At 63.8% G+C, this 17,691-nt stretch carries 16 protein-coding genes; 11 read left to right on the top strand and 5 right to left on the bottom strand.

Features of this window, described 5'->3' with window-relative positions; all coding sequences use genetic code 11:
- Positions 1 to 18: 18 nt before the first annotated feature.
- Both ABIE49_RS22975 and ABIE49_RS22980 read right to left on the bottom strand, forming a co-directional pair.
- The gene (locus ABIE49_RS22975; protein WP_192736391.1) at positions 19 to 1,245 is read right to left on the bottom strand and encodes an ABC transporter substrate-binding protein; all 1,227 of its coding nucleotides are present in this window, start codon (positions 1,243 to 1,245) and stop codon (positions 19 to 21) included.
- 349 nt (positions 1,246 to 1,594) lie between these two features.
- Complete coding sequence (locus tag ABIE49_RS22980; RefSeq protein WP_192736392.1) at positions 1,595 to 1,957, bottom strand: DUF1304 domain-containing protein; 363 nt, start codon at positions 1,955 to 1,957, stop codon at positions 1,595 to 1,597.
- Between the two features lie 173 nt (positions 1,958 to 2,130).
- Between ABIE49_RS22980 and ABIE49_RS22985 the strand changes: the two genes are divergently transcribed.
- The 4 genes from ABIE49_RS22985 to ABIE49_RS23000 all read left to right on the top strand — a co-directional run bounded on the left by ABIE49_RS22985 (position 2,131) and on the right by ABIE49_RS23000 (position 5,386).
- Positions 2,131 to 2,604 (top strand): PaaI family thioesterase, encoded by a 474-nt coding sequence (locus ABIE49_RS22985; protein WP_192736393.1) that lies wholly within the window; start codon positions 2,131 to 2,133, stop codon positions 2,602 to 2,604.
- 40 nt (positions 2,605 to 2,644) lie between these two features.
- Positions 2,645 to 4,162 (top strand): DNA-3-methyladenine glycosylase 2 family protein, encoded by a 1,518-nt coding sequence (locus tag ABIE49_RS22990; RefSeq protein WP_354066930.1) that lies wholly within the window; start codon positions 2,645 to 2,647, stop codon positions 4,160 to 4,162.
- Positions 4,143 to 4,670, top strand: a complete 528-nt coding sequence (locus ABIE49_RS22995; RefSeq protein ID WP_192736395.1) for a methylated-DNA--[protein]-cysteine S-methyltransferase — start codon at positions 4,143 to 4,145, stop codon at positions 4,668 to 4,670. Before ABIE49_RS22990 ends, ABIE49_RS22995 begins: the two co-directional genes overlap by 20 nt.
- 311 nt (positions 4,671 to 4,981) lie before the next feature.
- Positions 4,982 to 5,386, top strand: a complete 405-nt coding sequence (locus ABIE49_RS23000) for a nuclear transport factor 2 family protein (protein ID WP_192736396.1) — start codon at positions 4,982 to 4,984, stop codon at positions 5,384 to 5,386.
- Between the two features lie 13 nt (positions 5,387 to 5,399).
- Here ABIE49_RS23000 and ABIE49_RS23005 read toward each other — a convergent pair whose 3' ends face one another.
- Positions 5,400 to 8,195, bottom strand: coding sequence for a [protein-PII] uridylyltransferase (locus tag ABIE49_RS23005; RefSeq protein WP_192736397.1), 2,796 nt, complete (start codon positions 8,193 to 8,195; stop codon positions 5,400 to 5,402).
- Positions 8,196 to 8,392: 197 nt separating this feature from the next.
- Between ABIE49_RS23005 and ABIE49_RS23010 the strand changes: the two genes are divergently transcribed.
- From ABIE49_RS23010 to ABIE49_RS23040, 7 genes are all read left to right on the top strand, one after another.
- A complete protein-coding gene (locus tag ABIE49_RS23010) occupies positions 8,393 to 9,367 on the top strand; it encodes an aliphatic sulfonate ABC transporter substrate-binding protein (protein WP_192736398.1) in 975 nt (324 codons plus the stop codon).
- 198 nt (positions 9,368 to 9,565) lie between these two features.
- Positions 9,566 to 10,423, top strand: coding sequence for an ABC transporter permease (locus ABIE49_RS23015; protein ID WP_192736399.1), 858 nt, complete (start codon positions 9,566 to 9,568; stop codon positions 10,421 to 10,423).
- Positions 10,423 to 11,208 carry an ABC transporter ATP-binding protein gene (locus tag ABIE49_RS23020; RefSeq protein WP_192736400.1) on the top strand — a complete coding sequence of 262 codons (786 nt, stop codon included), beginning with the start codon at positions 10,423 to 10,425 and terminating at the stop codon, positions 11,206 to 11,208. Before ABIE49_RS23015 ends, ABIE49_RS23020 begins: the two co-directional genes overlap by 1 nt.
- 118 nt (positions 11,209 to 11,326) lie before the next feature.
- On the top strand, positions 11,327 to 11,836 hold the full coding sequence (locus tag ABIE49_RS23025; RefSeq protein WP_192736401.1) for an OsmC family protein: 510 nt from the start codon (positions 11,327 to 11,329) through the stop codon (positions 11,834 to 11,836).
- Positions 11,837 to 11,980: 144 nt separating this feature from the next.
- Positions 11,981 to 12,775, top strand: coding sequence for a hypothetical protein (locus ABIE49_RS23030; protein WP_192736402.1), 795 nt, complete (start codon positions 11,981 to 11,983; stop codon positions 12,773 to 12,775).
- 85 nt (positions 12,776 to 12,860) lie between these two features.
- Positions 12,861 to 13,793 carry a type I pantothenate kinase gene (gene coaA, locus ABIE49_RS23035; protein WP_192736403.1) on the top strand — a complete coding sequence of 311 codons (933 nt, stop codon included), beginning with the start codon at positions 12,861 to 12,863 and terminating at the stop codon, positions 13,791 to 13,793.
- A gap of 39 nt (positions 13,794 to 13,832) precedes the next feature.
- On the top strand, positions 13,833 to 14,609 hold the full coding sequence (locus ABIE49_RS23040; RefSeq protein ID WP_210337288.1) for a hypothetical protein: 777 nt from the start codon (positions 13,833 to 13,835) through the stop codon (positions 14,607 to 14,609).
- Here the strand turns inward: ABIE49_RS23040 and ABIE49_RS23045 are convergent.
- Both ABIE49_RS23045 and mutS read right to left on the bottom strand, forming a co-directional pair.
- Positions 14,606 to 14,899, bottom strand: a complete 294-nt coding sequence (locus tag ABIE49_RS23045) for a hypothetical protein (RefSeq protein ID WP_192736404.1) — start codon at positions 14,897 to 14,899, stop codon at positions 14,606 to 14,608. The genes ABIE49_RS23040 and ABIE49_RS23045 overlap by 4 nt on opposite strands.
- Positions 14,896 to 17,637, bottom strand: a complete 2,742-nt coding sequence (gene mutS, locus ABIE49_RS23050; protein ID WP_192736405.1) for a DNA mismatch repair protein MutS — start codon at positions 17,635 to 17,637, stop codon at positions 14,896 to 14,898. Before mutS ends, ABIE49_RS23045 begins: the two co-directional genes overlap by 4 nt.
- Positions 17,638 to 17,691: the final 54 nt, after the last annotated feature.

Below are 17,691 nucleotides of genomic sequence, written 5' to 3' on the forward strand. Positions count from 1 at the left end.
TATCGATGGAAGTTGATGCTAGCCCGCCGGGCCGGCGTCCTCGAGGATCGGGCCGAACAGTTCCCAACGCTCGCCGTTGAACTTCATCATCTGCAGCTGCTTGTTGACGCGGTAATCGTTGGGGCCGGTGTTGATCTTCATGCCCGGCAGGCCGAGGTCGAGTACGACGTCCTTCAACGAGGCCGCCTGCTTCATGACGTTTTCACGGGTCAGGTCATCGCCGCACTGTTTGAGCACCTGCACGAGCAGCTGCGCGGTCGAATAGCCGTAGGTATTGACTGTGTTCATCTTGTCGCCTTCCGGGAAGTACTTCGCCATGAAGTCGAGATACTTCTGCAGGCCCGGATCGCCCTTCCATGTCGGATCGGCCGGATCCTTGCCGTACTGGACGCTGATCACGCCCTTCGACGCTTCGAGGCCCGCCGGCTGCAGCGTGGCGCTGACCGGGCTGGCGTTGATGTCGAGGATGTGCACCGGCTTCCAGGCGAGTTCATGGATCTTCCGGATCGCCTGCGCCGCCTGCTTCGGCGTCGTAGCGCTATAGAAGAGGGTCGCGCCGGCGTCCTTGATCTTCAGCACCTGCGAATCGATGGTCGGGTCGGAGACTTCATAGGAAGCCTCGGCCACGATCATCTTTGCCGCCTTGTCGCCAAGGCCGGCCTTCAGCCCGTTGACATAGTCCTTACCCAGATCGTCGTTCTGGTAGAGGATGCCGATCTTGGCATCCGGATGTTCCTTCAGAATGTACGTGCCGTAGATGCGACCCTCGACGAAGTAGTTCGGGTTGTAGCCCATGGTCCAGGGGAAGTTCTTGGGATCGGTGAACTTCGACGCGCCGGTGGCGGCGAACAGCTGCGGCACCTTCTTGCCGTTGAGATATTTCTGCACGGCGGCGTTCGCCGCGGTTCCGATCACCTGGAAAGTGAGGAGGACTTCGTCGCTCTCCACGAGCTTGCGGATCTGCTCGACCGTCTTCGGCGGGCTGTAGGCGTCGTCATACTGGATCAGGTTGACCTTGCGGCCGTTGATGCCGCCCTGGTCGTTGATCATCTTCATGTAGGCGGCCTGCGTCTTGCCGATATTGGCATAGACGGAATAGGCGCCAGAGAACGGCACGGTCTGGCCGATCTTGATTTCGGTATCGGTCGCGCCGGTGTCGTATTTCTTCTGCGCGTAGGCCGACGAAGCCGACAGGGCGATCGCAAGCGCCGTGCCGGTGACCAAATGGAAAATACCATTCTTCATATTTTTCGTTTCCTCATGTGTTGATTGAGCCGATGATCTTGTCTTGGGACTTAATATGACCCGGTGGACGCCATCGCTGGTTGGAATAGTGGCGGAACGGATGCTGCAATGCAAGGCGACGCAAGCTGAAACGGCCCGGGATTTCTGGCTGGCGAGGGCAAGGTTAATTCGAGGGCAGCAATTGCAGTCTGCCCAAAATGAATCCAATCGACATGTTCACGTTCCGAATGGCACCACATAGGGCATTGGAGCCCGCACCTGATACCGAAAACGGACAACGATGCCGTGCGGAACACGACATCGCCAGTTCCTCTCTGAACGAAGCGGCGCAGCCAGAACGGCCAGGCGTTTACGCCAACCAGAGCAGGATCAATGCCAGGGCTGCGGGCGCCGCCTGCACATACAAGATCCGGCGGCTCACGGTCGCGGCGCCATAGGCACCGGCCACGATCACACAGAGCAGGAAGAATGCCTTGATCTGGAACGCGAAGCCCGGGTTTGGATGGATCAGGCCCCAGACCAGGCCGGCGGCGAGGAAGCCGTTATAGAGGCCCTGATTGGCGGCCAGCACTGCCGATTCCGTTGCCTTCTCGATCGTGTTGCGGAAGGTCTTCAGCCCCAGCGGCTTGGTCCAGAGAAACATCTCCAGCACCAGAAAATAGACATGCAGCGCGGCGACCACCGCGACCAGACAATTGGCGATCATGTTCATATGGCGGCCCCCCAACCGACAGCGGAATTCGGGTGGACGCTAGCACGCTCAGCGTGAAAAGTGCGGCGGCGTGCCGATATTTTGCAGAAAATGATGAGGTCCGAAAACCGCGAGACAGCCGGGGCGCGATATCAGATGCTTCGATCGAGCGACAGCGCGAGGAATCAACGGGAATGCGTACCGACAGAACATACGGCACCGTCAGCGCCATGAGGCGCAAGGAAATGAGCGGCCTGGAATTTGTCCAGGGGCTCGCCGATGGCTCGCTGCCCCTCAACACGATCGCGCGCACACTGGGCTACGATGTCACCGAAGCCGCGAGCGGGCGCGTGGTCATCACTGCCGAACCGAGCGACGACCATCTCAACCCGGCCGGCACCGTGCATGGCGGCTTCTCGGCTACGCTGCTCGACAGCTGCATGGGGTTGGCCATTCAGTCGACCCTGGAGAAAGGTCTGGGATCGACGACGCTGGAGTTCAAGATCTCGCTGGTGCGACCGATTACGCCCGAGACCGGCACGATCAGGGCCGAGGGCATTGTGCTCAGCTGCGGCCGGCGGGTCGGCACCGCGGAAGGGCGCATCACCGATAGCAAGGGACGTTTGCTTGCCCAGGGCACCACGACCTGCCTGATTTTCGAGAACTGAGCGGGTATCCGCGCGCATAGCGCGGGACATGCCCTGCACGATGATGGATGATTTCCTGATGGATATGGACCGTACCGCTTGCTACCGCGCGATCTCGACCCGGGATATCAGGTTCGACGGGCGGCTGTTTGTCGGTGTCAAAACCACCGGCATCTATTGCCGGCCGATCTGTCCGGCGCGCACCCCGAAATTCGAGAACGTGTCGTTCTATGCTTCGGCGGCCGCAGCCCAGGAGGCCGGCTTCCGTCCCTGCCTGCGCTGCCGGCCGGAAGTGTCGCCTGACCTCGCATTCTGGCGCGGAAGCTCCAACACGGTTTCGCGTGCGCTGGCATTGATCGAATCCGGCGGGCTCGATGGCGACGATGTAGAAGGTCTGGCTAGTCGGCTCGGCGTCGGCGGGCGGCAATTGCGGCGGCTGTTCCGTCAACATGTCGGGGCTTCGCCGATTGCGGTTGCCCAAACCCGACGGGTGCTGCTTGCCAAGCAGTTGATCCACGAAACGTCGTTGCCGATGGCCGAGGTCGCCCTGGCGTCCGGCTTCAACAGCGTGCGCCGCTTCAACGAAACCTTCTCGGAGCTGTTCGGGCGTCCGCCGGCCGCGCTACGGCGTTCCCGCGACAAGATCAGGCGTGAAGCCGGCGCGCTGTCGGTTCGTCTTCCGTATCGGCCGCCCTATGATTGGGACGCGATGCTGTCGTTCCTCGCCGCCCGCGCCATTCCCGGTGTCGAGATCGTTGCCGGCGATAGCTATCGCCGCACGATTGCGATCGGCGGCAAGTGCGGCGTGATCAGCGTCGTGCCCGCGCCGAAGAACCGGATCGACGTCCGCGTTCGCTTTCCCGACATGGCGGCCTTGCCGCAGATCATCGCGCGGGTTCGCCGGGTGTTCGATCTCGCCGCCGATCCCGATACGATCGGCGCGCATCTCGCACTCGATCCCGTGCTGGCACCGCTGGTCGCGGCGCGGCCGGGCTTGCGCGTCCCCGGGGCATGGGACGGTTTCGAACTCGCGGTGCGCGCGATCTTCGGCCAGCAAATCACGGTTCCTGCCGCGACCAAACTGCTCGGCAAACTGGTGCAGGCCATTGGTGATCCGCTGCCGTCTGCGATGACGGAGAGCGAGGGTCTCAGCCATCTGTTTCCCCTTGCGACTCGGATTGCGAGCTCCGATCTGACAACGCTCGGGATATCCGGTGCGCGGGCGATGGCGGTGACCTCGCTCGCGCAGGCAATTGCCGCCGATCCCGCGATCTTCAGCCGCGGCGCCAGCCTTGAGGATGCGATCGTGAAATTGAGGGCGCTGCCGGGAATCGGCGAATGGACCGCGCAATACATCGCGATGCGCGAGCTGCGCGAACCCGATGCGTTCCCCGCCGCCGACATCGGTTTACTCCGCGCGATGACCGACGGTGAAGGGCGTCGCCCGTCGCCTGCGGAATTGCTGACACGCAGCGAGCGCTGGCGGCCATGGCGCGCCTATGCGGCGTTGCATCTGTGGGCTGCGGGCGTCCGGCCTCCCGTGCTGTCAGGGGAAATCGATGAGCGTGAAGCCGCCTGAAACCTTCAATCTCGACCGGCTGCAAACGCCGATCGGAACCGCGTTGCTGGTGACCGATTCCGGCGGCGTGCTGCGCGCGCTGGACTGGCAAGAGCACGAGCCGCGCATGAAGGAGCTGCTGCGGCTGCAGTATGGCGCAGTCGATCTGGAGGAGGCGCGGTCACCGAAAGAGTTGAGGGTGGCGCTGACAGGGTACTTCAAAGGCGATCTCGATCGCCTCAACGCGATCAAGTGGCGCGTTGCGGGCACGCCGTTCCAGCAAAAGGTCTGGACCGCATTGCCAAAAATTCCTGCGGGCACAACGATGAGCTACGGCGCACTGGCAGCGAAGCTGAACGCGCCAAAAGCCATGCGTGCGGTCGGTCATGCCAACGGCTCCAACCCGATCAGCGTCGTCGTGCCCTGTCACCGCCTAATCGGCGCCAACGGTGCGCTGGTCAAGTATGGCGGCGGCCTCGAGCGGAAGCGGTGGTTGTTGGAGCATGAGGGCGTGAGGCTGAAGGTGTGATTCAGAACGTAGGGTGGGCAAAGGCGCTCTTGCGCCGTGCCCACCATCTTGCGTTGTCATCGCGAATGGTGGGCACGCTTCGCTTTGCCCACCCTACGATCTGTCTCCGTCATTGCGAGGAGCCAACGGGTCGCGCGAATGCGCGCCCGATGACAGGCTCCGCGACGAAGCAATCCATTCTTCCTTTCCGCGGTGAGATGGATTGCTTCGCTGCGCTCGCAATGACGATGCATATGTCAGGTCCGCAAACCGCCAGACAGACTTGCGCGACACCCCTAGCGTCTCCCCACATTCAACCACGGAGACGATCAATGACTGATGCAGAAATTCAGGAATTTGTGACGCGATTTGCCGCCGCCTGGGCGGCGCGGGATGGAAAAGCCTTTCTCGATCTCTGGCACCCCGAAGGCTCGCTTCATACGCCGCTGGTGGGCCGGCGCGTGGCGGGCAACGAACTCGACCGGCTGATGGAAGTGCAGACGGCGGCGGCGCCGGATTTCGTCTGGCAATTGCTGGACTGGACCTCGCGCGGCGACGTCGTGATCATCGAATGGCAGACCACGCGCAACGTAGGCGGCGTCAGGTTCGAATGGCGCGGCGTCGACAAGTTCCGCATCAAGAATGGCAAGATCATCGAGGAGCGGGTCTATACCGACACCGCGCCGCTGCGCGCGTTCCGCAAGGGCGAAAAGCTGGAGCCGATCACCCAGTTCTGAGGAGAGCGACGGATTACGCCGCCGGCTGGGCGGCGTTGTCCTCGCTCGCGAGCAGGTGCAGCAGCGCGCTCTTGATCGCGGCCTGCCGCGTCGGCGCGGTGATCTGCGCACCGAGCAGATCGGTGACGTAGAACACGTCGCGGGCGCGCTCGCCGAAGGTCGCGACATGGGCGGAGGCGATGTTGAGGTTGAGCTTCGAGATCGCCGTCGTCAGCTGGTACAGCAGGCCCGGGCGGTCGAGGCCGGAGACCTCGATTACGGTGTAGCGGTCCGACCACTGGTTGTTGATGGTCACCTCAGGCTCGACCACGAATGGTCGCGCCTTGCCGCGTGCGGCCGCCTTGCGCGCCACCACTTCGGGCAGGCGCAATTTGCCCTCCAGCACCTGCTCGATCATCTCGCCGATTCGCGTGGCGCGGCGTCCCTCGTCTTCGTCGCGGTCGTATTCCCTCGATATCGCGATGGTGTCGAGCGCGCGGCCGTCGGTGGTGGTGTAGATCTGCGCGTCGACGATGTTGGCGCCCGCTGACGCGCAGGCGCCGGCGATGATCGACAGCAGCCAGGGATGGTCGGTCGCGAGTATAGTCAGTTCGGTGACGCCGCGCGCTTCGTCGAAGCCGACATTGATCGCAAGCTTGTGGCCGGCCTGTTCGCTGGCGCGCAGGAAACGCGCGTGGCGGATTTTTCGTGGTAGTTCGACCTTGAGCCAATAGGCCGGATAATGCCGTGCGATGTAGGCGTTGAGCTCCTGCTCCGGCCATTCGGTAAAAGCCGCGCGGAATTCGGACTGCGCCACCGCGATGCGCTGGGCGCGGTTCACTTCCGAGAAGCCGCCGGTCAGCACCGGCTCGGTTTCGTAATACAGCGTGCGCAGCAATTGCGCCTTCCAGCCATTCCACACGCCCGGGCCGACGCCGCGGATGTCGGCGGTGGTCAGAATCGTCAAGAGCTTCATCTGCTCGACCGATTGCACCACGGCGGCGAAATTCTCGATCGTCTTGCGATCCGACAGGTCGCGCGACTGCGCCACCGTCGACATGGTCAGATGTTCTTCGATCAGCCATGCCACCGTCTCGGTGTCGGCAGCGTTGAAGCCGAGCCGCGGGCACAGCCGTCGCGCCACCTTGGCGCCCGCAATCGAATGATCCTCGGGCCGGCCCTTGGCGATGTCGTGCAACAGCGTGGTGATGTAGATCACCGCGCGGTGCTCGGGACGAATTTTTCGCATCAGGTCGCTGGCGACGGTGAATTCGTCGTTGCCGCCGCGCTCGATGTCCTGCAGGAAGCCGACGCAGCGGATCAGATGCTCGTCCACCGTGTAGTGGTGGTACATGTTGAACTGCATCATCGACACGATCTTGCCGAAGGCGCGGATGAAGTGACCGAGCACGCCGGTCTCGTTCATGCGCCGCAGCACGGTCTCGGCGTTGTCGGACGTCAGGATCTCCATGAACAGAAGGTTGGCTTCCGGGTTTTCCCGCAGCTGGGTGTTGATCAGCTTCAGCGAGCGCGTCACCGTGCGCATCGCATCGGGATGGAAGGCGAGGTTGTTCTTTTGTGCGAGACGGAAGATCCGGATCAGATTGACCGGATCGTGCTTGAAGACGTCGGGTGCGGCGAGATTAATGCGGTTGTTGTCGATGATGAAGTCGTCAGAGTCGGGCACCCGCCGCCGCTTGATGCCGGGCCGGAACCGCGCCACCACGCGACTCAAGACCGGCGCCGGCTTGGCCTGTTCGTCTTCCAGCTTGGCGCACAGGATCGCGGTGAGGTCGCCGACGTCCTTGGCGACCAGGAAGTAATGCTTCATGAAGCGTTCGACATCCTGCATGCCGGGATGCGAGGTATAGCCGAGGCGGACCGCGATCTCGCGCTGCATGTCGAACGACAGCCGTTCTTCGGCGCGGCCGGAGACGAAGTGCAAATTGCAGCGCACCGACCAAAGGAAATCGGCGCAGCGGCGGAAGGTGCGGTATTCCTGCGCGTCGAACACGCCGCGCTCAACCAGTTCATCGGTCTCGCGCACGCGATAGACATATTTCGCGATCCAGAACAGCGTGTGCAGGTCGCGGAGGCCGCCCTTGCCGTCCTTGACGTTGGGTTCGACCAGATAGCGCGACTGCCCGCCGCGGCGATGGCGTTCTTCGCGCTCGGCGAGCTTGGCGGTGACGAACTCCGCGGCGGTGCCCTGCACCACGTTCTTGTCGAAGCGCGCGACCAGTTCGTCGTAGAGCGGCTGGTCGCCGGTCAGGAACCGGGTCTCGAGGATGGCGGTGCGGATCGTCATGTCGCCGCGCGCCTGCCGGACCGATTCGTCGACCGAACGCGTGGCGTGGCCGACCTTCAGCCCCATGTCCCACAGGCAATAGAGAATGGCTTCGGCGACCTGCTCGCCCCAGGCCGTCTGCTTGTAGGGCAGGATGAACAACAGATCGATGTCGGATTCCGGCGCCATCAGGCCGCGGCCATAACCGCCGGTGGCGACGACAGACATCCGCTCTTCGCCCGATCGGACATGCGAGCGATAGAGGTGCCGCGTCGCGGCGGAATAGAGAATGCGGATGATCTCGTCCTGCACGAAACACAATCGCTCGGCGCAGCGGCGGCCGTGACGGTCCTTCAGCAGCACGGCCTGCGCGGTGGCGCGTGCCGCGATCATCTCGGCCTTGAGCAATTGCGCCATCGCCGTGCGAAACACGTCCTCGCGGCCGGCATTTTTCTCGGCGAGCGCATCGATCGCGGCGGTGATCCGCGCGGTATCAAAACGATCATCCGCCACAGGGCGGTCCTCGGTCACAACGCTGTCCATGATCTATCCCGATATCGGACCGCGCAGACGCTGTCACGGATGATTGTGAGGCAGCAGTAGTTCTATGCTGGATTCGTGCTGCTTTGGACAAACCTGTTCTCAGGGCGCAGCTTTCGCGGCAGCTATTTTCTCGTTGACCTTTGACCTTAACTCATTGAAACAAAAGACAGTTTTTGGGGATATGAGGAGACCAGGGAATGTTCAGGATTTCACGGCGCGCGTTTGGTGCTGTTATCGCAGCCTCGACCTTGCTGCCCGGTGCGGCCTTCGCCGCCGACCCGCTCAAGGAAATTCGCATCGACTGGGCGACCTACAACCCGGTGTCGATGATCCTCAAGCAGAAGGGCCTCCTGGAAAAGGAATTCGCCAAGGACGGCATCAACGTCGTCTGGGTGCAGTCGGCCGGTTCCAACAAGGCGCTCGAATTCCTCAACGCCGGATCGATCGATTTCGGATCGAGCGCGGGCTCGGCCGCTTTGGTCGCCAAGATCAACGGTAATCCGATCAAGTCGATCTATGTCTATTCGCGCCCCGAATGGACCGCGCTGGTGACATCAAAAGATTCCAAGATCGCCAGCATTGCCGACCTCAAGGGCAAGCGCGTTGCGGTGACGCGCGGCACCGATCCGCACATCTTCCTGGTGCGCGCGCTGCTCGGCGCCGGCCTGTCCGAAAAGGACATCACGCCGGTGCTGTTGCAACACGCCGACGGCAAGACCGCGCTGATCCGCGGCGACGTCGACGCCTGGGCGGGGCTCGACCCGATGATGGCGCAGGCCGAAGTCGAGGAGGGCGCCAAACTGTTCTTCCGCAAGCCCGACGCCAACACCTGGGGCATCCTCAATGTGCGCGAGCAGTTCCTGAAGGACCATCCGGACGCGGTTCGCCGCGTGCTCGCGGTATATGAGGAGGCGCGCAAATATTCGCTGGCCAATTACGACGACCTGAAGAAGACGTTCATCGGCATCACCAAGCTGCCGGACGCGGTGGTCGACAAGCAGCTCAAGGAGCGCACCGAACTGACCCACAGCCGCATCGGCGCGCCGCAGCGCGAATCCATCCTCGCCGCCGGCCTTGCTTTGCAGCAGGCCGGGGTCGTTGCCGCCACGGTCGACGTCAAGGCGACACTGGATGCGCTGATCGACGATCGGGTCCCGCTGCCGACGAATTGAGGGAAGGAAGTATTGGTGTCGTCCCTGCGAACGCAGGGACCCATACGCCGCGGCCGTCATTATGGTTCGTGGCGTCTATCACCTTCTTCCACCACCAAGGCCGGTGGCTATGGGTCCCCGCGTTCGCGGGGACGACGAATGGATAAAGACGCACCATAACCCGCCACCTTGCAATCCCTCGAAAGACGCGTTCTTGCTATGGCCATGACCGTTGAACTGCCAGCGCTGGAACGGACCGATGCGATGACGCCCGAGACGAAAGCGTCGTCGGCGCGACTGCGGCGTTATGCGGGGCCGGCGCTGGGGCTGCTGCTGCCGGTGGGACTCGCGGTGGCCTGGGAAATCGCGGTCTGGGCGGGCCTGTCGAACGGCCGGCTGGTGCCGCCGCCAACCAAAATCTTCGCCACCATGGTGGAACTCGCCAGGAGCGGCGAGCTCTCGCGCCATATCATCGCGACGCTGAGCCGCGTCGCCTCGGGTTTTGTCATCGGTGTCGTCGCCGGCACGTTGTTTGGCGCGATCTCCGGCTATTGGGGCCTGGCGCGGCGGCTGCTCGATCCGACCGTGCAGGCGCTGCGCGCTATACCGTCGATCGCCTGGGTGCCGCTGTTCATCCTCTGGCTCGGCATTTTCGAAACCTCGAAGGTTGCGCTGATCGCGGTCGGGGTGTTCTTTCCGGTCTATCTCGGCGTGATGGGCGCGATCCTCTCGGTCGACCGCAAGATCGTCGAGGTCGGCCGCACGTTCCGGCTCAGTGGCCCGGCGATGATACGCCGCATCCTGTTGCCCGCGGTGCTGCCCGCCTATGTCGTGGCGCTGCGCGTCGGCCTTGGCTTGGGGTGGATGTTCGTCGTCGCCGCCGAATTCATGGGCGCGTCCGAAGGGCTCGGCTATCTCCTGATCGACGGCCAGCAGCTCGGCAAGCCGGCGCAGATCGTCGCCGCGATCGTGATCTTCGCCATCCTGGGCAAGACCACCGACTGGCTGATCGAGATCGCCACCGCGCCGCTGCTGCGCTGGCAGGATGCGTTCGGCGGCAGAAGCGGAGCGGCTTGATGCTGGCGCTAGATCGCGTTGGAAAAACCTATCCGAACGGCGTCCACGCGCTGGAGCGGTTTTCCGCCGACATTAAGCTCGGCGAGATCGTCGCCATCATCGGCGGCTCCGGTTGCGGCAAGTCCACCTTGCTGCGCGCCATCGCCGGCCTCGACCGTGCCACCACGGGCACGGTGACGCTGGACGACATTGCAATTACTGCCCCGCACGCAAAAATCGGCATCATCTTCCAGGAGCCGCGGCTGCTGCCGTGGCTGAGCGTGGCCGACAATATCGGCTTTGGCCTCTCTGAGCTGTCCGCCGCCGCGCGGCGCGAAAAGGTCGCGCGTGCATTGGACCGGGTTGGCCTCGCGGACAAGGCCAACGCCTGGCCGCGCGAATTGTCCGGCGGGCAGGCGCAGCGGGTCGCGATTGCCCGCGCGCTGGTGCCGCAGCCGGAAGTGCTGCTGCTGGACGAGCCGTTTTCGGCGCTCGATGCCTTCACGCGGCGCGACCTGCAGGACCATCTGCTCGATCTCTGGAACGATACAAGGCCAACGCTCATGCTGGTGACGCATGACGTCGACGAGGCCGTGGTGCTGGCGGATCGCGTGCTTGTGATGCGGCCGCGGCCGGGACGGCTGTTCGAAGAGATCAAGGTCAATCTGGCGCGGCCGCGCGACCGTAATTCGCCGCACTTCGACAATTTCAAGCGCCGCGTGCTGACCGCGCTGGATCGCTCGCTCGACCGCAACGTGCCCGACGCCGATGCCAAATCGACCGCGGGCGAGGCGATGTGGTGGTGACATTGGGTGGTGACTTGGGCTCCATAAGGCTTTAAATGCCGCATGATCCGGAAAAGTGGGAACCGGTTTTCCGAAAAGATCATGCGCAAACAAAGAGCAAAAAATCCGGGAGAAAAAAATGGACGCCGCCGAACTCCGTGCGATGCAGGCCCCGATCAAGGAACGCTACAAGTCCGATCCCTCAGCCGCCGTCATCACGCTCAAGGCCAAGGGCTCGATCGACAATGAAGGCCTGACCTGCAAGGTCGAAACCGGCCGCGCGCTGGCCGTTGCAGGCCTGCATCCCGCCACCGGCGGTTCCGGGCTTGAGCTGTGTTCCGGCGACATGCTGCTGGAAGCGCTCGTCGCCTGCGCCGGCGTGACGCTGAAGTCGGTCGCGACCGCGGTCGAAATTCCGCTCAAGAGCGGCCACGTCATTGCCGAGGGCGATCTGGATTTCCGCGGCACGCTCGGCGTCGACAAGGAAGCCCCGGTCGGTTTCGCCGAAATCCGCCTGCGCTTCGACGTCGAAACCGACGCGCCGCAGGACAAGCTAGATCTCTTGCTAAAGCTCACCGAGCGCTATTGCGTGGTCTATCAGACCATCCGCAACGGCCCGAAGGTCGCGGTGTCGATGAAGCGGGTGTGAGCCTGCAATATGGTGTCGTCCCGGCCTTGAGCCGGGACCCATACGCCGCGGCCCCTCGTTTCGAGAACCGATGTTCGATGCCTTTCGCGCCACACGAATAATTGTGGCTATGGGTCCCGGCCTTCGCCGGGACGACGGCACATAATGTCCCCCGAATCCATCTTCCTCCTGACGCTCGTCCTGCGCATGGTGATAACAGCGGCGTTCGTGGTGACGGCGTCGATCATCACCGAGAAGTCAGGCCCGGTGATCGGCGCGCTGATCGCGACATTGCCGATTTCGGCGGGGCCGTCCTATGTGTTTCTCGCGCTCGATCATGACGCGGCCTTCATCGCCGAAGGCGCGTTGGCTAGCCTGCCGATCAACGCCGCGACGATCTTTATGGGGCTGACCTATGTCGTGCTGGCGCAGCGCCGGAGCGCGGTCGTCAGTTGCCTTGCTGCGGTCGCGGTGTGGATCGCGCTTGCCTCGATCATTCGCGCGGTACATTGGACGCTGGCCGGTGGCCTGATCGTCAACGCCATCGCCTTTGCGATCTGTGTGCCGCTGCTGGCGCGCTACCGTCACGTCAAGATGCCGCCGGTCGCGCGGCGCTGGTACGACATCCCCCTGCGCGCCTCGCTGGTTGCGACACTGGTTGCGACCGTGGTCACGACGTCAGGCTGGGTCGGCCCGAAAATCAGCGGCATCATCGCGCTGTTTCCGATCGTGTTCACCTCCATGATGTTGATCCTGCATCCTCGCATCGGCGGCCCGCCGACCGCGGCCGTGCTCGCCAACAGCGCTTGGGGCCTGATCGGATTGGGCCTTGCCATTGCGGTGTTGCATGTTGCCGCGTTGCAGTTCGGCTCGGTGATCGGACTGAGCCTCGGGCTCGCGACCTGCGTCAGCTGGAATCTGGCGCTTTGGTGGAAGGGACGAAGGAAGGTGGCGCGGTGACGATCCCTTCCGTAATCCGGGTTGCAACATGGATTTGCTGCGGCCAGATTGGCGAGTGCGTCCACCTTTGCCGAGAACGGAACCGATGAGCCAATCCGAGGAGCTTTCGGCATATATGACCTTCGGACGAAGCGAGTGGGCAGCGTTACGCTTCAACACACCGCTGACGCTCTCCGAAGCGGACCTCACGGCGCTTCGCGGCCTGAACGAGCCGATCACGTCAGACGAAGTCGCCGACATATACTTGCCGCTAGCTCGGCTGCTGAACCTTCATTTCACCGCGGCGCGTAGCCTTGCACATGTCAAGAGTGCGTTCCTGGGTCGCGCACCGCACAGCGCGCCTTATATCGTCGCGTTGGCGGGCAGTGTTGCCGTTGGCAAGAGCACGTTTGCCCGCGTGCTTTGCGCGCTTTTAGCGCGGTGGCCGGACCATCGCCGGGTCGAACTCGTTACCACTGACGGGTTCCTGCATGCCAACCGGGTTCTGGAGGAACGAGGGCTGATGCGACGGAAGGGCTTTCCTGAGAGTTACGACCTGCCGAGAATGCTGCGGTTCCTGTCGGCGGTGAAAGCGGGCAGGGGCGATCTCGAACTGCCAGGGTACTCGCATCTGATCGGGGATATCGTGCCTTCGGAGCATCAGGTCGTTCGGCATCCGGACATCTTGATGTTTGAGGGCCTCAACGTGCTGCATGCGCGCGGCACGGCGCCCATGGTCGTCTCGGACTTCTTCGACTTTTCGATCTACCTGGACGCTGACGAGGCCGATATCCAGTCGTGGTACGTCGAGCGCTTTCTCAGTCTGCAGCGGACCGCCTTCCAGCAGCCCGCCTCATATTTCCACCACTACAGGGATTTGCCACCAAGCGATGCGCGCGAGGTCGCGAACAGGCTGTGGCGTGAGCATCATCGCGCAAATCTCCGTGAGAACATTCTGCCTACCCGCACACGTGCCGATGTCGTGCTCCGCAAGCGTTCCGATCACTCGGTTGGTGAGGTCTGGTTGCGAGAGACGTAGGCGGCGGTATCAGGCATTTCGTCGCTGAACTGAAGATTGATGGTTACCGCCACCGGCAGACCCGCTAGGTTGCTGGCAGAGCAGAACTGGGGCAGCGCGGTGGAGGGATTGTACAAGGTCGAGTACGACATCAATGAGGGTTCCGGCCGCAGCGTGCTGTACGCCAATGCCGGAACGATGCTTGGCGGCAATACGGCATTCGCCCATTTCGGCAGCTACCAGATCGTGGACGGCGAAATCGTCGCCAGGCTCAGGACCCGGCGCCACAGCCCGTCGCCCCGCCCTAGATCGCTGGTCAGTTCCGACCAGGTCACGCTCAGCATCCGCGGCAGGGCGGAGGGCGAGGCCTATCGCTTCGCAGGTGAAGTGGTGGAGGACACAGGTTCGGTGTTTCGCGCCGTGATGACGCCGCTCGGCAACGACGACGTTCCGCCGCCCGGTAGGGTCGGCGACGGTGGTATCATCAGCGGACTCTACTCGATCAACATCCGGATGCTGGATGGTCTTGCCGGCGGGCATACCGGCGTGATGCTGCTGCACGACGGCCGCATTCTCGGCGGCGACGCGTTCTTCTATTATCTCGGCGCCTATAGCTCGGCGAACGGCCGCTGGAAGGGCGAGTTCGTCAATCAGGAACACACCCCGGCGAAGGCCGAGCATCCGCTGTTCGGCGGTTATGAAGTCGGCATCGGTTTCTTGGGCCGCTGCGACGCCAACGGTGCCGAAATGGAGGCGACCGCCTTGGCCGGCAAGCGCAGCATCCGCTTGGCCGCTACGCTGAAGTTGATCCAGCCGTTCGCCGAGGCGGCTGGCTAACCGGCTGCGGACCAGGGCAGTCTCCACTGAATGACGCCGAAGAGCCGCAAATACAGCAGCGTTGTCGCCACCAGCGAGACAAATGCCACCGCCAGCGGCACGCTGGGCGGTGGCGTCCGCCAGTCGCGTGAATCCTGCATCAGGATCAGCGGCAACAGCGGCAGCGCGATCAATCCGAGAAACACGATTATCCGCCAGCCGCCTTCAAACAGCCCGGAGATCAACAGCAGCACGGGCGGCGCGCCGTACACCAGCGCGATCCACGCGAACGCTTTCGCGGCGCGCCTCAAGCCTTGCGTTCTTTCGCCAGCGTCGTGAGCCGATAGAGCGCATCCAGCGCTTCGCGCGGCGACATCTCATCCGGATGCAGCGCCTTTACGGCGGCGAGCAATTGCTCGGCCTCGCTCGGCGGTGCCGGCTCGGCGGCGGCGCGCGATGGCACCGCGAACAGCGGCAGATCATCGGCCAGAGCCCGCGCGGTCTGGCCGCGGTCCTGGGCTTCGAGTTTTGCCAGCACTGATTTGGCGCGCGCGATCACGGCCGGCGGCAGGCCGGCGAGCTTTGCGACCTGGATGCCGTAGGAGCGATCGGCCGAGCCGGGCAGCACCTCGTGCAGGAACACGACGTCGCCCTGCCATTCCTTGACGCGCACCGTGGCGTTGAACATCCGCGGCAGTTTTGCTGAGAGCGCAGTCAGCTCGTGATAATGGGTCGCGAACAGCGCGCGGCAACGGTTGCTTTCGTGCAGGTGCTCGATCGCTGCCCATGCGATCGACAGGCCGTCGAAGGTCGCGGTGCCGCGGCCGATTTCGTCGAGGATCACAAGCGAGCGCTCGCTGGCCTGATTCAAAATCACGGCGGTCTCGACCATCTCGACCATGAAGGTCGAACGCCCGCGTGCGAGGTCGTCGGCGGCGCCGACGCGCGAGAACAACCGGTCGACGACGCCGATCCGCGCGCGCGAGGCCGGCACGTAGCTGCCGATCTGCGCCAGCAGCGCGATCAGTGCGTTCTGGCGCAGGAAGGTCGATTTACCCGCCATGTTCGGGCCGGTGATCAGCCAGATCTGGCCGGATTTTTGGCTCGGCCCGGGCGAAAGATCGCAGGCATTGGCGATGAACGGCTGGCCGTCGCGCTTCAGCGCGGCTTCGACCACGGGATGGCGGCCGCCCTCGACGGCAAAACCGAGCGAGCCGTCGACCTCGGGCCGCACGTAATTGTCGTCGACCGCAAGTTTTGCCAGCGCGGTTGCGACATCGAGCAGTGCAAAGGCGTGCGCCGCGGCGCGCAGATCGTCGCTGGCGGCAAGCGCGATGACCGACAGCCGCTCGAAGATTTCCAGTTCGAGGTTGAGCGCGCGGTCGCCGGCATTGGCGATCTTGGCTTCGATCTCGCCGAGTTCGGCGGTGGTGAAGCGCACCTGGCCGGCCAGCGTCTGGCGATGGATGAAGGTCGCATTCAAGGGCGCCGTCATCAGCTTGTCGCCATGCTGCGCCGTCACTTCGACGAAATAGCCCAGCACATTGTTGTGGCGGATTTTCAGGCCCTTGATGCCGGTGTCGTCGGCATAGCGGGCCTGCATCGCGGCGACCACGAGACGCGAGGCATCGCGCAGATTGCGGCTCTCGTCGAGCGCGGGCTCATAGCCTTCGCGGACGAAGCCGCCGTCACGCTTGATCAGCGGCAATTGTTCGGCCAGCGCCCGCTCGAATTCGCGCGCAAGATCGCGCGACGGACGGCGCAGCGCCTCCATCACGGCAGCGATCTCCGGCGGCGGCGCATCAAGTTGCGCCAGCCGCGCCAGCGCCTGGTCCGCGGCGAGGATGCCGTCACGGAGGCCTGCAAGATCGCGCGGGCCGCCGCGACCGACTGACAGCCGCGCCAGCGCGCGCGACATGTCGGGCGCGGCGCGCAGGGTGGTGCGGATATCCTCGCGCGCAAAGCTGTCGGCGACGAAAGTGGCGATGGCGTCCAGCCGCCGCGCGATTGCAGCGCTGTCGGTGAGCGGGGCTGCGAGGCGCTGCGCCAATAGCCGCGATCCGGCGGCGGTGACGGTGCAGTCGATCGCATCGAGCAGCGAGCCGCGTCGCTCGCCCGCCAGCGTGCGGGTCAATTCGAGATTGGCGCGGGTCGCCGGATCGATCGCCATGGTGGTGCCGGCGGCTTCGCGCGACGGCGGCGACAGCGGCGGGCGCTTTCCAACTTGTGTTCGATCGATATAGGTGACGGCGGCGGCCGCCGCGGTCGCTTCCAGCCGCGACATCGCGGACAGACCGTCCATCGTGGCGACCGCGAAATAATCGCACAGTCGTCGTTCCGCGGTGGCGCCGTCGAAGACGTCGCGGGTCAGCGGCGTCACCGCCGGCAGTTCGCGCAGCAGCGGCCCCAGATCAGCATCGCCATACAGCGCATCGGTGACGATGACTTCGTTCGGATTGATCCGCGCCAAGGTCGCCGCAAGCTCTGCAGTCGAACATTCCGTGACCATGAATTCGGAGGTCGAGATGTCGATCCAGGCAAGGCCGATGCGGTCGCCTCCGGCAGATCCTCGCGCCCGCGCGATCGCCAGCAGGTAATTATTGGTCTTGGCGTCGAGCAGCGTGTCTTCGGTCAGCGTGCCCGGTGTAACCAGCCGCACCACGCCGCGGCTCACCACGCTCTTGTTGCCGCGCGCGCGTGCGGCTGCGGGATTCTCGGTCTGCTCGCACACCGCGACCCGGTGGCCGGCATTGATCAAGCGATGCAGATAATCCTCGGAGCGCTCCACCGGCACGCCGCACATCGGTATATCCATGCCCTGGTGCTTGCCGCGCTTGGTCAGCACGATGCCGAGCGTCCTGGAGGCGATCTCGGCGTCCTCGAAGAACAGCTCATAGAAATCGCCCATCCGGTAGAACAGCAGCAGCCCGGGATGGCCGGCCTTTATTTCAAGGTACTGTTCCATCATCGGCGTGACGCGCGCTGTCGCGTCGGCGGCCGGAGTTGCCTCGGGGGGCGGGGGTGCGGGGATGTTTTGCTGGATCGTCATTGCGGGGCGCAAACTACAAAATTTTGAAGTCTGGTCCTATTGGTTTGGTCGTTT

The sequence above is a fragment of the Bradyrhizobium sp. OAE829 genome (assembly GCF_040546575.1).
Lineage (GTDB): Bacteria > Pseudomonadota > Alphaproteobacteria > Rhizobiales > Xanthobacteraceae > Bradyrhizobium.